General features: G+C 71.1%; 17 protein-coding genes and 2 pseudogenes. 7 read left to right on the top strand and 12 right to left on the bottom strand.

The features are described from left to right. Positions 1-199: 199 nt before the first annotated feature. Positions 200-679 (top strand): hypothetical protein, encoded by a 480-nt coding sequence (locus ACIGFK_RS04185; RefSeq protein ID WP_376658340.1) that lies wholly within the window; start codon positions 200-202, stop codon positions 677-679. A gap of 55 nt (positions 680-734) precedes the next feature. On the opposite strand, the gene ACIGFK_RS04180 is transcribed toward ACIGFK_RS04185, so the two are convergent. The 8 genes and pseudogenes from ACIGFK_RS04180 to ACIGFK_RS04145 all read right to left on the bottom strand — a co-directional run bounded on the left by ACIGFK_RS04180 (position 735) and on the right by ACIGFK_RS04145 (position 9,271). Next, complete coding sequence (locus ACIGFK_RS04180; protein WP_376658339.1) at positions 735-1,100, bottom strand: iron chaperone; 366 nt, start codon at positions 1,098-1,100, stop codon at positions 735-737. Positions 1,101-1,213: 113 nt separating this feature from the next. Then, positions 1,214-1,393, bottom strand: coding sequence for a DUF6480 family protein (locus ACIGFK_RS04175; protein ID WP_386463745.1), 180 nt, complete (start codon positions 1,391-1,393; stop codon positions 1,214-1,216). 23 nt (positions 1,394-1,416) lie between these two features. Further along, positions 1,417-2,145, bottom strand: coding sequence for an SDR family NAD(P)-dependent oxidoreductase (locus ACIGFK_RS04170; protein WP_400050454.1), 729 nt, complete (start codon positions 2,143-2,145; stop codon positions 1,417-1,419). A 7-nt stretch (positions 2,146-2,152) separates the two neighbouring features. Beyond that, entirely contained in the window at positions 2,153-2,692 is a 540-nt protein-coding gene (locus tag ACIGFK_RS04165) for a DUF4383 domain-containing protein (RefSeq protein ID WP_400050453.1), read from the bottom strand. A gap of 196 nt (positions 2,693-2,888) precedes the next feature. Then, positions 2,889-3,386 (bottom strand): DUF427 domain-containing protein, encoded by a 498-nt coding sequence (locus ACIGFK_RS04160; RefSeq protein WP_400050590.1) that lies wholly within the window; start codon positions 3,384-3,386, stop codon positions 2,889-2,891. Between the two features lie 39 nt (positions 3,387-3,425). After that, a pseudogene (locus tag ACIGFK_RS04155) lies at positions 3,426-3,992 on the bottom strand (YihY/virulence factor BrkB family protein); the annotation flags it as partial. Positions 3,993-4,559: 567 nt separating this feature from the next. Continuing rightward, entirely contained in the window at positions 4,560-4,826 is a 267-nt protein-coding gene (locus ACIGFK_RS04150) for a hypothetical protein (protein WP_400050452.1), read from the bottom strand. Positions 4,827-5,149: 323 nt separating this feature from the next. Next, on the bottom strand, positions 5,150-9,271 hold the full coding sequence (locus tag ACIGFK_RS04145) for a hypothetical protein (protein WP_400050450.1): 4,122 nt from the start codon (positions 9,269-9,271) through the stop codon (positions 5,150-5,152). Between the two features lie 1,119 nt (positions 9,272-10,390). Here ACIGFK_RS04145 and ACIGFK_RS04140 point away from each other — a divergent pair. The 4 genes from ACIGFK_RS04140 (at position 10,391) to ACIGFK_RS04125 (ending at position 13,353) form a co-directional block, all read left to right on the top strand. Then, positions 10,391-11,455 carry a helix-turn-helix transcriptional regulator gene (locus ACIGFK_RS04140; protein ID WP_400050448.1) on the top strand — a complete coding sequence of 355 codons (1,065 nt, stop codon included), beginning with the start codon at positions 10,391-10,393 and terminating at the stop codon, positions 11,453-11,455. Positions 11,456-11,636: 181 nt separating this feature from the next. After that, entirely contained in the window at positions 11,637-11,768 is a 132-nt protein-coding gene (locus ACIGFK_RS04135) for a hypothetical protein (protein WP_376658332.1), read from the top strand. Positions 11,769-11,825: 57 nt separating this feature from the next. After that, on the top strand, positions 11,826-12,218 hold the full coding sequence (locus ACIGFK_RS04130; RefSeq protein ID WP_376658331.1) for a hypothetical protein: 393 nt from the start codon (positions 11,826-11,828) through the stop codon (positions 12,216-12,218). Between the two features lie 373 nt (positions 12,219-12,591). Next, a complete protein-coding gene (locus tag ACIGFK_RS04125) occupies positions 12,592-13,353 on the top strand; it encodes a maleylpyruvate isomerase family mycothiol-dependent enzyme (protein ID WP_376658330.1) in 762 nt (253 codons plus the stop codon). A gap of 331 nt (positions 13,354-13,684) precedes the next feature. Here ACIGFK_RS04125 and ACIGFK_RS04120 read toward each other — a convergent pair whose 3' ends face one another. The 4 genes from ACIGFK_RS04120 to ACIGFK_RS04105 form a co-directional block, all read right to left on the bottom strand. Further along, positions 13,685-14,068, bottom strand: a complete 384-nt coding sequence (locus tag ACIGFK_RS04120; protein ID WP_376658329.1) for a VOC family protein — start codon at positions 14,066-14,068, stop codon at positions 13,685-13,687. A gap of 81 nt (positions 14,069-14,149) precedes the next feature. Beyond that, a complete protein-coding gene (locus tag ACIGFK_RS04115; RefSeq protein WP_400050447.1) occupies positions 14,150-14,479 on the bottom strand; it encodes a hypothetical protein in 330 nt (109 codons plus the stop codon). Beyond that, positions 14,476-14,766: a hypothetical protein gene (locus tag ACIGFK_RS04110; RefSeq protein WP_400050445.1), complete on the bottom strand. Its 291-nt coding sequence runs from the start codon at positions 14,764-14,766 to the stop codon at positions 14,476-14,478. The genes ACIGFK_RS04115 and ACIGFK_RS04110 overlap by 4 nt, the downstream gene beginning before the upstream one ends. Next, a complete protein-coding gene (locus tag ACIGFK_RS04105) occupies positions 14,766-15,014 on the bottom strand; it encodes a hypothetical protein (protein ID WP_376658326.1) in 249 nt (82 codons plus the stop codon). Before ACIGFK_RS04105 ends, ACIGFK_RS04110 begins: the two co-directional genes overlap by 1 nt. Before the next feature lie 882 nt (positions 15,015-15,896). On the opposite strand from ACIGFK_RS04105, the pseudogene ACIGFK_RS04100 reads away from it, so the two are divergent. Both ACIGFK_RS04100 and ACIGFK_RS04095 read left to right on the top strand, forming a co-directional pair. Next, positions 15,897-16,078: pseudogene (locus ACIGFK_RS04100) on the top strand (transposase); the annotation flags it as partial. Positions 16,079-16,304: 226 nt separating this feature from the next. Then, complete coding sequence (locus ACIGFK_RS04095; protein ID WP_400050443.1) at positions 16,305-17,708, top strand: AI-2E family transporter; 1,404 nt, start codon at positions 16,305-16,307, stop codon at positions 17,706-17,708. Positions 17,709-17,876: the final 168 nt, after the last annotated feature.

Genomic DNA, 17,876 nt, shown 5'->3' with positions numbered 1-17,876 from the left:
CGTCCCGGAGCGCGCATCCTCCGGACGGGCGACGCGATCGGGCCGATGTGCGAGGCCGGGCGGCGCGCAGGAGACCGCTGACCTGGCCCGCACCACCAGACGGCGTAACATTTCGGCCATTTCACGCATTCCGCGAACCGGACGGGGCCGGGTCGGCGTCGCTCAGTGCAGTCACTCAGCACGGGGAAAGGCTCGGCCCATGTTCAAGCTCCCGTCCAGGCGCACCGCCGCCGTTGCTCTCGCCGCCACCGCCGCACTCACGCTCGCCGTCGTCACCACCGCCTCCGCGTCCGGGGGCGGTTCCGCGCCGGAGGCGGACTCCGCCGCCGCGGCCCCCGCCGTATCCGGCAGCCCCGAGGCCGCCTTCACCCGCATCGCGGACTTCTACGGCGCCTACGCCGACGCGGTCTACGACGGCGACGGGGCGGCGGCCGAGCGGCTGCGCTCCTCCTACCTCTCCCCCGCCCTCCGGACGGAACTGGCGAAGTGGGAGGAGGCCAACCACGCCGACGGGGTGCTGCGCGCCCAGAACGTGCCGCTGCGGTGGAACGTCACCTCCACGGGCAGCGGCACGGGCAGGACCAACGCCACGGTCACCCTGACCTGGGGCGGTGACACGACGCAGGTCTTCGTCCAGGCGGACCTGGCCACCCGGAAGATCGTGTCCATCAGGGACTGAAACCAAGGGGCGGCGCGCTTCGTGCCCGGATGGACATCCGCGATGCCTGCCGGTGTCAGCAGACCTTGCCGGGCCGGGCCGCAGTGGCCTTGAGCAGGTCCCGCAACAGGCCGAAGTCGATGCTCGCGGGCTTGCGGAACCGCAGGCAGCCCTTGCCCATGTCGTGTCCGGCCAGCCGTTCCTCGAATGCCCCACGGACGTCACTGCGCATGAGATAGAAGGAGACGTACTGTTTCTGGCTGGCAAACGCGATCTCGCAAGCGCCGTCCCGCTCGTATGCGGGCATTCCGTATGCCATGACCTCGTTGAAACCGGCCAGCTCCTCCCGGCACAGCTGCCGCACCTTGGTCAGTGCGGCCTTGCGTTCCTCAGGAACCTCGGCCAGGTAGCCGTCGACGTCGCTCGCCTCGCTCTGCACCATTCCATGAGGTTATGCCGGATTCAGAGCCCCTATCAACACTGCTGGGCACGCTCCTCCCTCCGCAGGACCGGGCGCAGTGCGATGCGCAACCGCCGGTTGCCCGGCTTGCCGTCTCACCAGCCCGCGATGCGGACGATGAAGAAGGCGGCCACCATCACGGCCCCGAGGGCGATGAGGACGAGGAAGACCGAGGGGTGCTCCCACATCCCCCCGTCGGGGCGTTCCGGATGAGCGGATGCCGTCGAGCCTTCCACTTCCGGCGTTTCTTCGGGCGGTACCTTCGGTGCGGACATGATTTCTCCCATGAGCGTGGTCGTCAGCCGGGCGGCGAGGTCGAGGGTGCGAATGGCCCGCGCCGGCGCGTGCGTGCCGTCCCTCCCGGCACAGGGCCGTCGAGATGCCCGAGCAGGTCGCCGAGGAGGCTTCGTACGTGTGTGGCGGGATCCGCTCCCCGTTGCAGGGGCGGCGGGCTGCCGACCACGGCCCGGGAACCGAAACCGGTGTCCAGGTGGGGAAGCCGGGCGTCCACCACGACTACGCGCCTCCTGCGGACCTCTCGCGCCAGGACGCCCAGCCAGCAGGCCAGCGCGGCTTTCGATGCGGCGTAGTCCGCGGTCCCGGTCAGCGGGGCGTTGACGATCGCCCCGGTCACGGCTGCGAGGAAGCCGCCGTCGCGGACCACGGGTACGGCGCCTCTGAGTACGGCCATGGGGCACAGGGCATTGACGGTCATGAGGTGTTCGGCGGCCGCGTTCGGCACGCCGGCGGCCGGCCCGAAGCCCGCGACCCCGATGGTGACGAGGACTCCGTCGAGGCCGCCGAGCGCGGAGAGCGCCCAGGGGCCCGAAGCGGCACAGGCGTCCAGATCGTAGGCGTCGAGGATGCGAGTCGGGCAGCCCGTGGTGGCGGCCAGGCCGGAGAGGCTCCTGCGGTTCCGTCCGGTCAGTGCGAGGCGGACGCCGCGACCGAGGAACTCGTGCACGGCCAGCCGGCCCACTTCACCGGTCGCCCCCACCACCAGCACCCGTGCCGATTCGCCGGACATGGCGGCCTCAGCGCTCCGGCAACCCGGCCGGCGGGCGGTCTGCGGCACCCGCCCGGCGGTAGGAGGCAGCCGGCTCGCGTGCGGCCTGCTCGGGGTGGCGCCGACGCCAGTAGGGGTTGTCGTGAGGCAGTCCGCCGCTGACACGGCCGTACATCCCGAACGTCATGACCAGGAGGCCCATCAGGAAGCTGAAGATGACGTTGGACATGCCGAAGTCCAGGATGTTGCCGCGACGGCCGATGAGGAACAAGTGGACGAAGCCGCTCGCCACGAAGATCACTCCGACTGCGGTGTTGACCGTCGAGGCGAGGTTTCCCCCGACTGCCGCGCCGGCCATCAGGAGGAGTCCGAAGAGCACCGAGATCGTGCTCAGCAGTCCGTTGGTGGACAGGCCCGCGATGCGCTGTCCGTCCGTACTGAACGCCTCCAGGCCGCCGGCGAAGCCGAGGCAGCCGAAGACGAGGAGGATGAGCCCGCACAGGCCGGCGCCGAACCGGTAGACGCGGCTGAGGGGGTGGTCCACGGGCAGTTCGTCTGTCAGGCGCATGGGGGCTCCAGGAGGATCGCGTCGTCACGTCCCGAGGCACCCAGCATGACCAGCGCCACCGGAGGGGGAAACTCGCACCGTTTCCGCATTGTTTCATCCGAAATAGCCATGACTGCGCGACCGCCCCGGCCGGGCAGCCGCAGGTGGGGCAGCGGTGGGCGCAGTCGAAGATGGCGCTGGGGGCCTGCAGTCCAGCTCACCGACCGGCGCTGCCCGCACCGCCTTTGAAGGGCCCCAGGATTTCGCCGGTGATCCAGCCGCCGTAGAAGTCGCCGGGCTGGGCCTTCACGCGCTCGCCTCCGACCGTGCAAAGGTCCACTCGACCCGCATAGAAGGCGAAGTGGCGGGCGATGCTCAGGTATCCCGCCAAGGGGTCCTCATAGCTCCAGGCGACGTCGCGCACCGTGTGCCCGTCCATCACCAGCGTCCAGTACGTGGCCACCCCCTTCCATTCGCAGGCAGTCACCCGCTGCGCACGCGACAACAGATCGCTGCGCACGTCGTCATGCGGCACGTAGAACACAGGGGGGTGGCTCGTTTCCAGGACACGCCGGCAGGACCATGAGTCCGCCAGCGTCACTCCCCGATGCACTATCACCACGTGCCGTGCATCCGGCTCCACACGCGGTGGTCGCGGATATTCCCAGACCGATTCCGTCGGCAGCGGCCCGAGGGAGTGCCGAGCGTCGCTCATCGCATGCACCTCCACGACCTCTTCCGCGGTGCCGGTGCCGGCGGATGCGACGGCTCGGGCCGGGCCCCCGGTGAAAACCACGATCAGCCCGCTCGCGCAGGCAAGGAGCATGAGCGTGACCGTCAGTGCGAAGCGGAGCGGAAGGATCTTCCACACCGAGCGGCCTTCGGGCACGTCGTAAACGGCGTTGGAGGCACGGATGAACGCCGCGACGTAGCCGGACGCGGACCACAGGGCCACGACCAGGCCGACGATCGCGACCACCGATCAGACGCCGCTGCGCCCCTGAAGCTGCGTCACGGTGTCACTGAGCACGTCCCGTACCGAATCCGGCGCCGGCTTCCGCAGGTTCTCCAGCACCCGCTTTGCCGTCGACTCACCGGCGATACCCAGCAGGGACACGAGTACCAGCAGGGCGGGGAAGACGGCCAGGACCCCGTAGTGGGTGAGAGCCGCCGCGCGGTCGGCCAACTCGTCGGACCCGAATTCCTTCACCGTGCCGCGCAGCACCGCTCGCCAAGCCCGTTTCGGCAATTCGGTGGGCCGATCGGGGCCGTGTTCGACTGCATGGTGGTCCCAGCCGGCGCCTGTCTCTGCCGGTCTCAGGACATCCTTCTTCCGATCCCGCAGACGCCTTCACGATGCGTTCATACCGTGCGGCTTTCCGCATGATGGATCTCGATCGTCCGGGTCAGGTCGTGCTCGGCGACGGAGGACCGGTGGGCCATGTTGACTCGCTTCTGCGAGATGGCGGACCGACAGCCGGGCAGAGAGCGTGGTCCTCTGCCTCGAGGGGCAGGGGGTGACACCCCCTCGTTCCCGTGTGTTCCCTCGCGCGCATCCCAAACGGTGATTCCTCCGCCCTGGTGCGAGGAGGAGGCCCGCACCGGTTTTCGCGGTGCGCGCATGACCGGGCCCTGACCGGTGACACGACATCGATGACGAACGCACAGCGCCCTGGTACGGGACCGCGTCGCCCTCTCCTGCTGCTGCCGTTGCATAGGACGGCGTCAACCGCTTCCTGGCCGCACGGCTCAGTGGCGCCGCCACCGCGCTCTCGGACTGGCTGTCCACGGTGGCCACACGTCGCCCCGCCCCCCTCAGCGCACTTCGCGGCGGTCACCGTCGTGTCAGTATCTCCGGGCTGGCCGGGCAGGACAGGCCCGGCGACGGTCACCAGCCCTCGGCGGCAGCCTGCTCGGCCACTCGCGCAGGCCCGGAAACGTCAGCCGGCGGGTGCGTCACGGCAAGCGCGGCGAGGACACAAGCAGCAGCGAGCGCGGTCATCGCGTGCTGCACCACGACGGATCCGTGCGTCGGCGACCGCATGCCTGTCTCACCACGGCCGCGCTCACGCACGGCCAGGAAATGGGCGGTGTCGAGCCAGAACGCGTCGAGCAGCGCGGCCGGGTGGGCATCCTGGTCTGTGGGAACGAGCATGTCCCGCCCAACGGCCCGGGCCGGCCCAAAGTGGCAGGCCGAGGGAGGATCGTAGTGACATCGTCACCCTTTCACCGGGCCGTGGAGAGAACAGCGCTGCGTCCGGCCCCGGCCCGGAGGTGATGGCCGGGCCAAGTCCGGAACCGCACTGAGCGGACCTGTCCGCTGTCCCTTGCGGGGGACGCCTGTGGAGGGCGCGTCTCAGACACCCTCCACAGCGCCCATGGCCCCCACGCAGGGCGGGCGGTGCCTACTCATCACTCAGAGGCTCTCTGCCTTCCGGCGCGATGCCTGCACCCGTCAGACCCCCACATCGGAAGGCATCACGCCTTCGTTGCTGGCCGTGCGCACCTGTCCGCCCAGGCTCGAGTGAACCGCTCGTGCGCGGGTGCCGGGACCGCAGTGGGGGCTCCTGCCCGGGCGGCGGGTTTGGGGCGCGGGGCCTTCGCGGCGGTCAGCTCCTTGCGGACGGCGCGGTGATGGTCGATGGACCAGGAGTTCCAGCGGCGGACGGTGCGGTCGGCCGGGCGGTCGAAAGCGTGCAGCTGGAGCTGGAGGGCGGCCGCGTCACGGCTGACACCGAGAGCCGCCGCCACCTCGTCCACCAGGTCCGGGACGCTGAACAGCGGGTTGGTCTCGTACTGGCCAGGCGGAACGGGGGTGGTGGCGGACCGGTCCGCCAGCCTGCGCAGCGCGGTGAGCAGCCCGGCGGGCAGGTCCGTAAGCCCGCCGAGCAGGACGCGGGCACCTTGCGCGGCGGGGTCTGCTACCGGGCGTTCGGCGAGAGCCCAGGCGACAGCGGTGGCGGCGGCCTGCATGCCGTCGGCGTCCAGAGGCTTCTCGAGGCGGCCGGTGAGCAGGGCCGTGGCCCAGCTCTCCGGGAGTCCGTGGTCCGCGGCGAGGGCAGTGGCATGGCTGCCGTCGTCGGTGTACGGGGCGCCACCGAGCAGCTGGGTCCAGGCCATGGCCATGCGTTCCGCCGCCGCGGTCATCCCGCCGGGGGCCCAGAGCTCCGCCGGGTCGCCGGGCAGAGCGGCGGCGAGCACGGTGCGCCGGCCGGCCGGCCCGAGCCGTCGCCGGAACTCGTCGTACGCGTAGAGGGTGTTCTGGTCGGCCTTGTAGGGCTTGGAGCGGACCAGCTTGCGGTGCGCACCGTAGTCGTCGCTGCCGGCGAATCCGTCGAGGACCAGGGCGGCGATCGGGCGCGGCACCCCGGTGCGCCAGCGGAACAGGTCCACGGCCTCGTCGGGCACCGGCAGCGGGCCCTGTCCGGCGAGCAGGGCCAGCAGGTGGGGAAGCCGGGTGGTGTCATCGGCGGTGACGGTGTGCGTGGCCCACTCTTCGGCATCGGCGGGCACCGGATCGGCTGCTGGCTGGAGGAAGGGGGCGAGGCCGCTGCGGTCCGGGCCGGAGGCCACGGCGAAGCCGTCCGCGCGCAGTGCGGCGATCCGCTGCTCCGGGGCCCGGCCGGTCCGCCAGGAACTGTCTGCCTCCGCGAACGGCTGCCGGCTCCATACGCCGAGCAGTGCAGCGAGCGCCTGTCGGTGCTCGTCGGGGGTGGCCGCGACGACGGTCCGCCAGGCCACGGCATCGATCCGGCCGGTCAGCACCGCCCACTCGGCGGGCGGCGCGGGCAGGGCGAGCACCCGCACCTCGTCGTCGATCTCGCCGCGCAGGTACCGGCCGTCGGCGGCGACCGAGGTGAGGAGGGCGGGCTGTGGCTGCGGCTGTCGTTCCTCGTAGCCGCGCAGCTGGGGCAGCAGGCCGTGGAGGGCCGGGACGAGCCGGTTGTCCGGCGCCGGGTCGGGCAGGTCGACGACCGGCCCGGCCCGCATGACGGCGACCCGGTGGGACAGCTCCTGGCGGCGGCGCAGTACGTCGGCGGCGAGCCGGACGGCGCGGTCGACGCCCTCCTGGACCCGCGGGTCGGTCACTCCAGGCAGGGTGCGCCCGATGCCCTGGTGCAGCAGTTCGCGCACCGCACTGTCCGTGACCGTCCGCAGAACGCGGGACGAGGGCTCGTCGCGCGGGGTGAGGAAGTGCCAGAAGGCAGGTGGCGGCACCGGCCCGGCCAGTTCGCCCAGGGTGGCCCGGCTCCGGGTCCGGTGGCGGCTGCCGGGGAAGCCCTGGACCTGCCAGAGCAACGAGTTGTCGTCGGCGGCATGGCAGCGGATGGTGGTCCCTCCGGCCATGACGGCGTCCTCACCGCCGAGCGGCAGGGCAAGGATTCCCCACGGGCGACGGCCCCAGTTGTTGCTGCGGTAGGAAGCGGTGCGGCCGTCGACGGACTCCAGCACGAACTCGCGGGGCGAGGGACCCGCGTACGGGGTGCGGTAGTCGACCCGGCAACCGGTGAGTGTGCCGTCCTGGCCGAGCGGGGAGGGCGGGGCGCCGGGCGGCAGTGCGGCGAGGATGCGGTGGTCGGAGAAGGGCTTCATGCCGGGCGGGGACCGGTCGGGGTCGTGGAAGGCGGGCAGGGTGCGGTCGGCGGTGGGAACGCCGGTGGCCGGGTCGAGGCGGTTCCAGCCGCGGTGGTCCTTGCTGAACACCTCGGTGCTCCAGAAGGTGTGGCCGTCGTTCATCTGGTAGTCGCGGTGGCCGATGCCCTCGTGTCCGCCGGCCCGCAGGATGCACTCGCCGTCGAACCGGCCGCCCCCGTCCCGGGTTTCGAACTGGTAGCCGAGGCCGCCCTGGATGCTGCCGCCGTAGGGGCGCAGCCCGTACGTCTGCTCCGGTGCGAACTTTTCGCCGGGGTGGTCGGACCAGTAGGCGGTGTGGGAAGGGTTCTCCTCGTGCTCCTCGTTCCAGGCGACGAGGAACTGGCCGCCGACCCAGTGCACGGTGTGGCCGAGTGCGCCGTCGGGCAGTTCCAGTGTGTGGTCTGCGCGCAGCCCGGCGTGGTCGACGGCGAAGGCGCGGGTCTCGCCGTACACGGTGAGCACCGGCCAGGTGCAGGTGACGTGCACGGTTTCGTCGGGCCGGAACGCGGCGAGGGCCTGGTCCAGGGCGGGCCAGCCCAGCTCCTCGGGGAGCCCGGCACGCAGGGCGCGGGCCAGCGGGCCGGTGAGGTCGAGTGCGTCGAGAGCCTCCTCGATGCCGTCCAGGGCGATGGCGGTGGGCCGGTCCAGGAGGCCGCGCAGCTCGTCGACGGCCTCGTCGGCGGCGGCGAGTCCCCCGCCGCGCAAGGCGTCGAGCAGTTTCTCCACGCGGGCGTGCACCTCGGCCGTGATGCCCGGATTGTGCGGGAGCCGGCTGATGGCAGTGCCGCTGATCGCAGCGCCGCCACGGGTGCGGAGCCCGGCGTGCACGGTGCCTTCCAGCCGGGGGCCGAACACCGGGTCGGTGGCGAGTGCCTTGAGGTCGCGCTGGGAGTCCTCACCCCAGAACTCCAGGCTGATCGCAGCACCGGGGTCGTGGACGGGTACACCCTCGGCGAGGCAGAGGTCGAGGAGGTCGGCGTCCAGATGCGGCCACCGGTAGCGGTCCTCGTGCAGCCGGACCGGGGTGCCCTGCGCGCGCAGCAGCGGAGCGAACCGGCCCACCAGGTCCAAGAGTTCCGCGGGCATGGGCTGGCGGGTCACTCCACCGCCGCTGACCGTGCGGTGCGAGTATCCGGCGGCGTACCGGCGCAGCCAGTCGCCGAGGCCGCCCTCCGGGGTGATCCGCCCGGCCGCGGCCGCGTCTGCGGCACCGCACGCGATGAGCAGCCGGAGCCAGGCAGCCGCGTCGTTCTTCGACTCGGGAAACAGGTCGAGGAGGGCGGTGGCCTGCTCGTCGGCGGGCGGGTGGTCGCGAAGGGGGCCGGCTGCCGCTTCGAGCAGCCGGTCGGGTATGGCCTTGCCGCGGGCCGCGGCCAGTACCCTGCCCAGCACCCGGGCCTCCTCCTCGGTGCCGAGCCCGGCCGCACGGGCCGAGTCCCGGACCCGGCGGGCCAGATCGGCGGGAAGCTCGCCGGGGGACGCCGCCCAGGCGGTCAGCAGGCGGACGAACTCGTGGTGCGCGTCATCCGTTTCGAGGACACCGGCCAACCAGGCCGCCGCTCCGCTGAGTTCACTGGCAGGCAGGGCGCCGAAGCGGGCGAACAGCAGCTGATTCGCCCGCCGCCAGTCGGGATCGACCGGCAGAGCGTGGGTGCGCTCGGCGGCGCGGGCCTGCGCGTAGGCGCGGGCGGCGGAGCGGCGGTGCGTCTCCAGCATCCAATGACCGATGGTGTCCCAGAACCAGGGAAGGTGGGTGGTCGGCAGGCCCCGCGCCAGGCGCTCCGCGTCGTCCACGAACCGGCCGGGCTTCTCCCAGGACCGGTGCCGGCTGCTGCCCGCCCGTTCCAGCGTGTCGCGGGCGTCGGCTTCGACGCCCGGCCCCTGCGTACGTGCCCAGTCGGCGTACGTCTCGGAGATGCGGTGATTGGCTGGGAGTGGAACAGGAGTTCCGGTGTTGCTGGTCATACGTGTGATCTTGCCAGGCGGTTCTGACAGCGTGGACGCCGAACGGCCACCGCATGTTTCGCAGTCCGGCCAGCAGGGCTCCTGGCTCCAGCCGGGGTAACCGCCCAGCTTGATTCCCGGCGCGTCGGCGAGATGCGACGAGTACCGCAGCCCGGTCCGTTCCAGCAGTGCCTCGACACGGTCTTCGAGTGCGTCGCGGAGATCCCGGGGACGGTCGTTCCTCGGGTACTCGGTCACCTGCTCGGGGTGAACGACGCAGGGTGCCGGGCACCAGCCGTCGGGAAGCCCGGCCACCGACGGTGCGGGGGTCGCCTCCACGTCCCCGATCGACCGGGAGTCCCTCGAGTACACCTGGGGCAGCGGGTGACGGCAAGTGCCGTGCGCGTAGGGACACCAGAGGACTTGGAGCAGATCGGTGCCGTCCGGGAAGGGCAGGGTGGGTACGTCGTCCCGGCGGACTGCACGATGGGGGCCAGGGGGGCGGCAGGTTCGAGGTGGCTCGTGGTGTCCGCATCACAGTGCTCCGCGTCGCACGCCGGCCATGGTTCACCGGCCGGCCACAGCAGCGGGCCGCCGACCGAGCTGTCCCGGAACGTCGGAGAACCAGGACGTGGGTGCAGGCGGACGGACTCACGGCGGAGGGGAAGCAGCTCGGGGAAGAGGCTCTCCACGTCGACCGGACGGTCGGGTGTGTGACGGGACATGTGCCGAACTTTGGAACCGGGGTACGACAACCGGCCTCACCGGCCTCGCCGCGCTCTGGATCAGGGCACGGGATCCCCCGAAGAAGAGAGCCAGCTCAATGGTCGATCCGGATTCGAACTACTCCTCAAGGCGACCCCGCCTCTGTAACGCTCCGTTACGACTTTTCCAAGATCTGTGCCAGAACCGAGAACGGACAGCACCTCGACACCGGTTTCAGAGGCATTCGGGTGGCGCGCACCGAACGGGAGCGTGTGCGGCGAGCGGTCCGGGCGGGCAGGGCCCGGACCGCTCGCCGGTGGCCGGGCGACGGATCGCGCTCTCACTCGGCGTGATCGGTCATGTGTGGGGCGAGGCCCTTCGGGGTGCCCGGCCGCCCCGGGCCGCGCCCCGCACATGCGGGGATAATCGTGCGATATGGGCCTCACTTTCTTCGACGACAGGCGTCTGGCGGGTGACCTCTACGCGGCGGCGAGCCAGAGCACCGGCCCCGAGCAGGTCGGAGCGGGGATCTCGCGGGTGCTCGCCCCCATCGTGGCCCACGACGGGATGAGCCTGGTGGGGACCGACCCCGCGACCGGTCCAGGACTCGGCAGTTTCAGCTTCTGGCACGAGTACGATCCCGAGCTGGTCAGGGAGCTCGTCATGCACCGGCATCTGGGAGGCGGCCCGCAGCGTCCGGCGATCCCGACGCTCCTGCGGACCCCGGCCGTCGTCGTGGGGGCCGGAACGGACGGCTCGCCCGTGCCGGACCCGCGCATGGGGGAGATTCTCACCGCCCACGGGGCGAGTTCCGAGCTGCGTCTGCTGCTGCGGGACAGGCGGGGAGTGTGGGGAGCGCTCGGGCTGCTCCGCTGCGCGGGTGCTGCACCGTTCGGCCAGGACGACGCCGAGCGGGCGGCCCGGCTCGTACCGGCGCTGCTGACCGCCCTGCGCCGGTACGCGACCACCGGCCCGCTCTGCCCCGAGGTTCCGCCCATGTCGGCGGGCGTGATCACCGTCGGCCCCGACCACCGGATCACGGCGGTCAGCCCGCAGGCGCAGCTATGGCTGGACCAGTGGGCGGCGCACGCCATCCCCTCGTGGGTGCCGGAAGCCTTCCTCCTGTCGCTCTCCCTCGTCACCCGGGCGGAAGCCAGCCGGCAGGGCGGAGCGCCCCCTCTGGTGTGCGCGCCCCCGGCGGCCTGCGGTCGCTGGACCACTTGCCAGGGCCAGGTGCTCGACGCGGGCGCCACAGGCGATGTCGCCCTCGTCGTCCAGGGGGCGACCTGGGACCTCGTCCTGCCGTCCCTGTGCGCGTGGTACTCCCTCACCCCCCGCGAACGCGACGTCGTCACGCAGCTCCGCACGGGAGCCTCCGTCAAGCAGATCGCCCGCCGCCTCGACCTGTCCGCGTACACGGTCAACGACCACCTCAAGGCGGTCTTCCGCAAGACCGGAGCGGACGGACGCGACGAACTGAGCGCGGCGCTGACCCGCTGATCCGGTCAGCACCGGGGCCGCGCCTGACCCGGTCTGCCCCGGAGCCGTCCCTGATCTGTTCAGCCTCGCGGTGTTCCCGATGCGTTCCGTGCGGGGCCGCCCCGCTGATCCGCTGCCTCCTGGTCCGCCGTCCGTCCATCCCTGACATCAGGGGGTCGCAGCAACGTGGATCGCGCCCACCATGAGAGGGAAGACCGGTACCCACCCGGTCGGCTCGCACAGCGAGGCCGAGACGTTCTCCCTCGTCGAGCCGCCGGCGCGCACGGTCCGGTCCGTCGGAGATCCCCGTACGGGCATGGCGCACATGACGTGAGGGCCACGGACATGCCGCTGCCCTGCCGGGATCCCTGCTCACCGAAGGGACAAGGACATGACGCACAACACTCTTCGCGACCCCGCCACCGGGGACACGGCAAGCGACAGCAAGATGCAGGCTCGGGCCGAGGAAGCGGTCCCGTCCGCGGACGGGACCGCGGGCAAGGCCCTGCTGAATCCGGAGATGGCATCCCAATCCTTCGACATCAGGGGCCACGGAGTCTTCGAGCGGGTCCTGGACGTCCCCGCTTTCAAAGGCGCCTACGCCATGGTGCTCGGCTCCGTCACGGAATACAGCCGTGCCACCGACAAGCCCATCATGGGGTCCGCGGTCGTCACCCTCCACAGCCTGGTGGCCATGGACCGGGGGCAGGTGGGGGTCCGCGTGGGAGTGAACTGGCACGAGGACCTCGACATCAGGGTCACGCTGCTCTGGTTCATCACCTGAACCGGCTCACCTGACGGCACGACAGAAGGGGGCGCGGGTGACCGCGCCCCCGACGCCCGAGCACGGGCATCCGGGCCCCAAAGGGGGGATCACGTCGGCCCTGGACGGGGCACCCTCCCCCGAGGCTTGCGCACGGGCCGCCTGCGCCATCCATCCGGCCCCGGTGGGCGCGGGTCGTTCCGTGCGCGGGGTGGATCCGGCGCACCGGGGGGACCGGCTGGGGCAGCGGTAGCGAGGTCAATTGACTTCCTCACCCGTGGGGATTACCTTCGAGCAATACTTGATGACATGAACTATCCACACCCTTAAACTGTTCCGCTGCCCATCTGGTCCTGGGATGCCCGGGCGGGGCCGTCGAAGAAGGACATCAGTGATGAACCCCGCCCAGCACAGCGCGGCCGTGGCCACCGAAACCGCCAGATTCGTCGCCACGGTCAAGGCGGCCGACCTCTCCACCCCGGTGCCGTCCTGCCCGGGCTGGACCCTGGCCGACCTCACACAGCACACCGGCCACGTGCACCGTTGGTTCACCGAGCTGCTGCGCCGGCGCATTCAGCAGCCGCCGGCCAGCCGCGATGTGGACCTGCACCTGCCTGAGCAGCCCGACGGCTATCCGGACTGGCTGGCAGAGAGCGCCGCGGACGCCGCCGAAGTGTTCGCCGCAACCGACCTGGACGCACCGATGTGGGCGTGGGGGCTCGACCAGCACGCCCGGTTCTGGGTTCGCCGCATGCTCTTCGAGACCCTCGTCCACCGGGCCGACGCCGAACTCGCCCTCGGGCTCTCACCGCACATCGACCGCGATCTGGCGGTGGACGGCATCGGTGAATTCCTCACCAACCTGCCGTTCGCATCCCTCTTCGCGCCGCTGACCGCCGAACTGCGCGGCCCCGACCGCACCATTCGCTTCAGCTGTACGGATGCCGACGCGGACTGGCTGGTCCGCCTTCGCCCCGACGGCTTCGGGCTGGTCACCGACCGCATCGAGACCCGCACCGCAGACGCCATGGTCCAGGGAACGGCGGCGGACCTGCTCCTGCTCCTCTACGGCCGCCTCGACCACAAGAGCCGCGCCTTCCAGCTGGTGGGTGACCCGGACCTGCTCGCCCACTGGTTCACTCACTCGGCCTTCTAGAAGGAACGCAAGCGCGCCGGGGACGGATCCTCGACGTCCTTCTCGGACTCGATGTGCACGCCCATGCGGCTCCGCCTCATCATCACCGAGCCTCTGACGCTCGTCGGCGAGGGCGCCATCGCGCGCTCATACGGTGCGGGTCGTCAGCGTTCGCAGAGCATGCAGGCGCGCGGCGCCCCCCGTTGTCCATGAATCAAGTCCCCTGGTCCGTGCGGTCCCCCCAAGTCGGCGGGTCCCTACCGGAGCAGAAGTACGCCAAGACGTCACATCTGCTTCTGTCGGTGGAAGTTCACGGTCCGCATGCCCCGCCCCCGGGCACTGCCGGTGGGCGTCAGGACCCCATCGCAGCTCGGTCGGACTCGCTGCGAAGAACGCAGAATTCGTTGCCTTCGGGGTCGGCAAGGACTGCCCAGCCAGAGCCATCGGGATTCCGGTGGTCGGTGACCAAGGTGGCACCGAGGCCGAGCAGCCGTTCCACCTCCTGCTCACGCGATGTCTCAGGGCGCAGGCACAGATGGATCCGGTTCTTGATCTTCTTGGGCTCGGGCACCTGGTTGAAGTACAGCACCGGGCCCTCCGCGAGCAGCACCTGAGTCTCCCGGTCGCCCGGTTCGTCCTCCGGATGCAGTGGCCGGCCGGTCACGCTGCTCCAGAAGCGGGCCAGTTCATAGGCATCCGCACAGTCAATCGCCACGTTCTGCACTATCGAAACCATGCACGCCAGCCTTCCTCACTTCCACCCCGGACGCCACCCGTCCCAGCACGGCGATGAGGAGACGCCCCGCCTGCCACCCCGTCAGGAACCGGAGCGGATCGCTTGGTCCCAGGCACCGGGGCTGCGGTGGTGGTTGCTCTGCCCGGCGGCGAGCACATGGCGCCGTTCGGCAAGGTGCTCGGTGCCGGCCGGAAGGTCCAGCCCGTCGAGGAGGGCCGGTGCGGCGCCCGGCTCGAGGTCGCCGTAGACATCGTGGAAGCCGGCCCGGAGGCCCCGGAAGAGCGCGGGGTGCAGGACGGGCAGCCGCATCGCGGTGCGGTACGTCGTCTCCTTCACGGCCCAGCACACCGGCCCCGAGCACTCCAGGACCCGGCGGGCCCGCCGGAGCAGGCCCTCCGACGGTTCGGTCACGATCCGGTCGATGTCACTGCCGAGCACTTCGCCGAAGGCCCTCGCGGACGTGGTGCGGTCCTCGAACCAGTCCCCTCCAGCACGTCGGAGACCCCCTCCGTGAGCGTGGCACGGCTGGCGTGGTTCTCCAGGAAGACCGTGACCACCTCATCCGGGTGGGCCTTGAGGAAGTCCACGATCCTGATGAGCCCGCCGCGGAAGGTCTCGTGGCACTGGAACGTGGAGTGGCACATCATCACGTCGTGGTTGCCCTCTGCGTCGTAGGCGATGTCGTAGGTGTCGAGCATCAGCCCGCGCACGCCGTCGTCGAGCTGCGGGGGATGTCGCGCAGCTGGTTCCGCGGGGGTATCGCCCCCGAGTCCGCGTACGAGTTGTGGGTGGTCAGCGACGCCCACTGGTCGAGGCGGGCATCTCCGTACGCCCTGCCGGACGCCGCCACCGCGGCCGTCGGGGTGGGCAGCATCGCGGCCAGTAAGAGCAGCGAGAGGACGGGTAGGGGCAGCCTTCGCAGCACGCGGAAGCCTCTTGCAAGCATGTCGTTCCCCAGGGCCAGGACGGTCGCCGTTGAACCGGAGCGGGCGTGCGGTACCGGTTGCCGGGCGGCGGAGTGAGGGGCGGCCCGGAGCACCGTGATGCCCGGGGGCCCGGCCCCACCGTCCGTTCCGCGTCGAGCCAACACGGTCGGCACGGGGCCGGACCATGCGGTTCCACCGGCAGAAACAGGCCCCGCCATGAACCGAACCGGAGCGCAGCCCAGGTGAGGACGGCCGGCACCCGTCGTCCGCGCTGTGCTGCGCTGGAGCATCTGCTCAGCAGATAGGCGGCCCGGTGGTGCTGCCCGGCAGGGTCGGGCACCGGGCCTGGCCCACGCACGCCATATCGGTGAGATCGTGCTCCTGCAGACGCCGCGGAGTCGTCCGGCATCTCGGTGGAGGTGGAGGCGACCGAGTCTCCGAAGTCGCCTACGAGTCCATCCTTGCCAGGGGTGAAGACATTCGAGACGCTCGACGCCCAGCCATGGGCGACCCGGGCCTGCACCGAACTCCGGGCCAGTGGGGAGACCCTGGACCCCCGACAGCCATACGGCCGCACTGCTCAGCCGACTCGGCCCACCCGGCTGCTCCTGTCATCCAGGGCCAAGAGCGCTCAGTCGGGTCACCGGTCCTGACCCAGGAGGGGCGGGGGTTCGGTGCGGTTGGTGATGCCGAGCTTGGGGAAGGCCCGGTAGAGAGGTGGCCGACGGTGTGGGGGCTCAGGCAGAGCTGGGTGGCGATCTGGCGGTTGGCGGCGCCCGTGGCGGCGAGCCGTACGACTTCGCGTCCCTGGAGGCGGCGGGCCGGTGCCGCGTCGTCGTCCGGGGCGCCCTGAGCAGTCAGTGCCTCCTCCACCAGCCCGAGGCGGACACCGATCGGCTCTCTGGCAGGCATACCTGCGTCGTTTCGACGTCGAGCACACCTTCCGCCTGTTCCGCACACTCTCGGCTGGACCCGTCCGAAGATCCGCACCCCCGAGGCAGCGGACCGATGGTCCTGGCTGGTCCTCGCGGCCTGCATCCAGCTGCGACTGTCCCGGCCACTCGCAGCCGACCGGCGTCGCCCATAGGAGAGGCCGTCTCCTGGGACAGACCAACGACGGCTGCTCACCAGTGGCGAGGCCGCAGCCCTCAAGCTGCTCGAGTCCATCAGGGCACCGACCGCGCTCGAACCGGCGACCGGCGACCGGCGACCTGCGACCGGCGACCGGCGACCGGCGGAATCCCCGTTCCGGTCGTCTGATCACCGCGAAACAGGGCAGACGGACAAGCGGGGCGGAAGGAGGCCCGAGGATGTCCGGGATCCGTGACCTGCTCGGCCGCGCGAGAAGCACCGCGAGGACGCTCGGCGAGCGGCGGGCACGGACACTTGCCCGTCGTGACGCCGAGGAGGCGGCCGAGCTGCGGGAGCGGGCGGCGCGGGTCCCCTACCCGGCTCGGGCCCGTGCACCGGACCCGGCCGGTGCGGTGCCCCGGAGCATGCGGGTCGCAGCCGAGGTCGCCTGGCGGTTCCTGGTGCTGGCAGCCGCCGTGTGGGTCGTGATGCGGGTGATCGGCTCCGTCCGGCTGGTCGCGCTGGCCTTCGTCGCCGCGCTGCTGATCACCGCGCTGCTCCAGCCGACAGTCGCCCGGCTGCATCGCCGGGGGCTCCCCCAGGGGCTCGCCACCGTCGTCACGGCGCTCTGCGGGTTCCTGGTGCTCGGACTGCTCGGCTGGTTCGCCGTATGGCAAGTGCTCGACAATCTGGACAGCCTGTCAGGGCGGCTCCAAGAAGGCATCGCGGAACTGAAGCGGTGGCTCCTGAACAGCCCCTTCCATGTGACCGAGCAGCAGATCAACGACGTCACCGGGCGCCTGAGTGACGCGATCGGCAGCAGCACCAGCGAGATCACCTCGACCGGGCTGCGGGGGGTGACCGTCCTGATCGAGGTCATCACCGGCACCCTCCTGGCGATGTTCGTCACGCTCTTCCTGCTGTACGACGGCAGGCGCATCTGGGACTGGACGCTGAGGCTGATGCCGGCGGCCGTGCGGCCCGGGATCGCCGGAGCGGGCCCGCCAGCCTGGCGGACGCTCACCGCCTACATCCGCGGAACGTTGGTCGTCGCTCTGATCGACGCGGTGTTCATCGGGGTCGGGATCTACTTCCTCGGGGTTCCGCTCGCCGTCCCCATCGCCGTTGTGATCTTCCTGGCCTCGTTCGTGCCGCTGATCGGCGCCATCGCCTCCGGCGCGCTCGCCGTGATTGTCGCGCTGGTCACCGAGGGCGTTTTCACCGCGCTGATGACCCTGATGGTGGTGCTCCTCGTCCAACAGATCGAGGGGCACATCCTGCAACCCTTCATCCTGGGGCGGGCCGTGCGGATCCACCCGCTGGCCGTGGCCCTGTCCGTCGCCACCGGCGGACTGATAGCAGGTATCGGTGGAGCAGTCGTCGCCGTCCCGCTGGTGGCCGTCGCCAACACGATGATCGCGCACCTGCGGGACCACGCGGGCGAGGACGGGGGGCCGGCACCGGAACCAGACGCCCCACCGGAGGCGACACCAGAGCCGGAAAGGGACCTCGGGCTTCCTGCGGCGCCCGTGGATCCCGCAGAGGCCGGGAAGTCCGTGGAACCCGGCGCCCCGGCCGTCGAACCGGAGCCCGCCCGGCGAGCTGGGCCACCAGAGATGCGGCCGACCGATGCCGCGGAGTGAACCATGGTCCGTCTTCGGGCTCACCCTCCGGGTGCTGGGCGCAGGGGGCATGCCGTCGCCAGTCAACCTGACCTGGAGTGCTGTGTTCCCCTTGGTATGCAGAAAGCGGTGATCGATGATCGCCGCGAGGTCATCCAGAGCGGCACGCAGCACAGCCGCCGCGATCCT

Source organism: Streptomyces sp. NPDC085524 (assembly GCF_044541755.1).
In the GTDB taxonomy this organism is placed as follows: domain Bacteria; phylum Actinomycetota; class Actinomycetes; order Streptomycetales; family Streptomycetaceae; genus Streptomyces.
The sequence above is the reverse complement of the archived record's forward strand: the minus strand, read 5'-3'. Positions and strand labels throughout refer to the sequence as shown.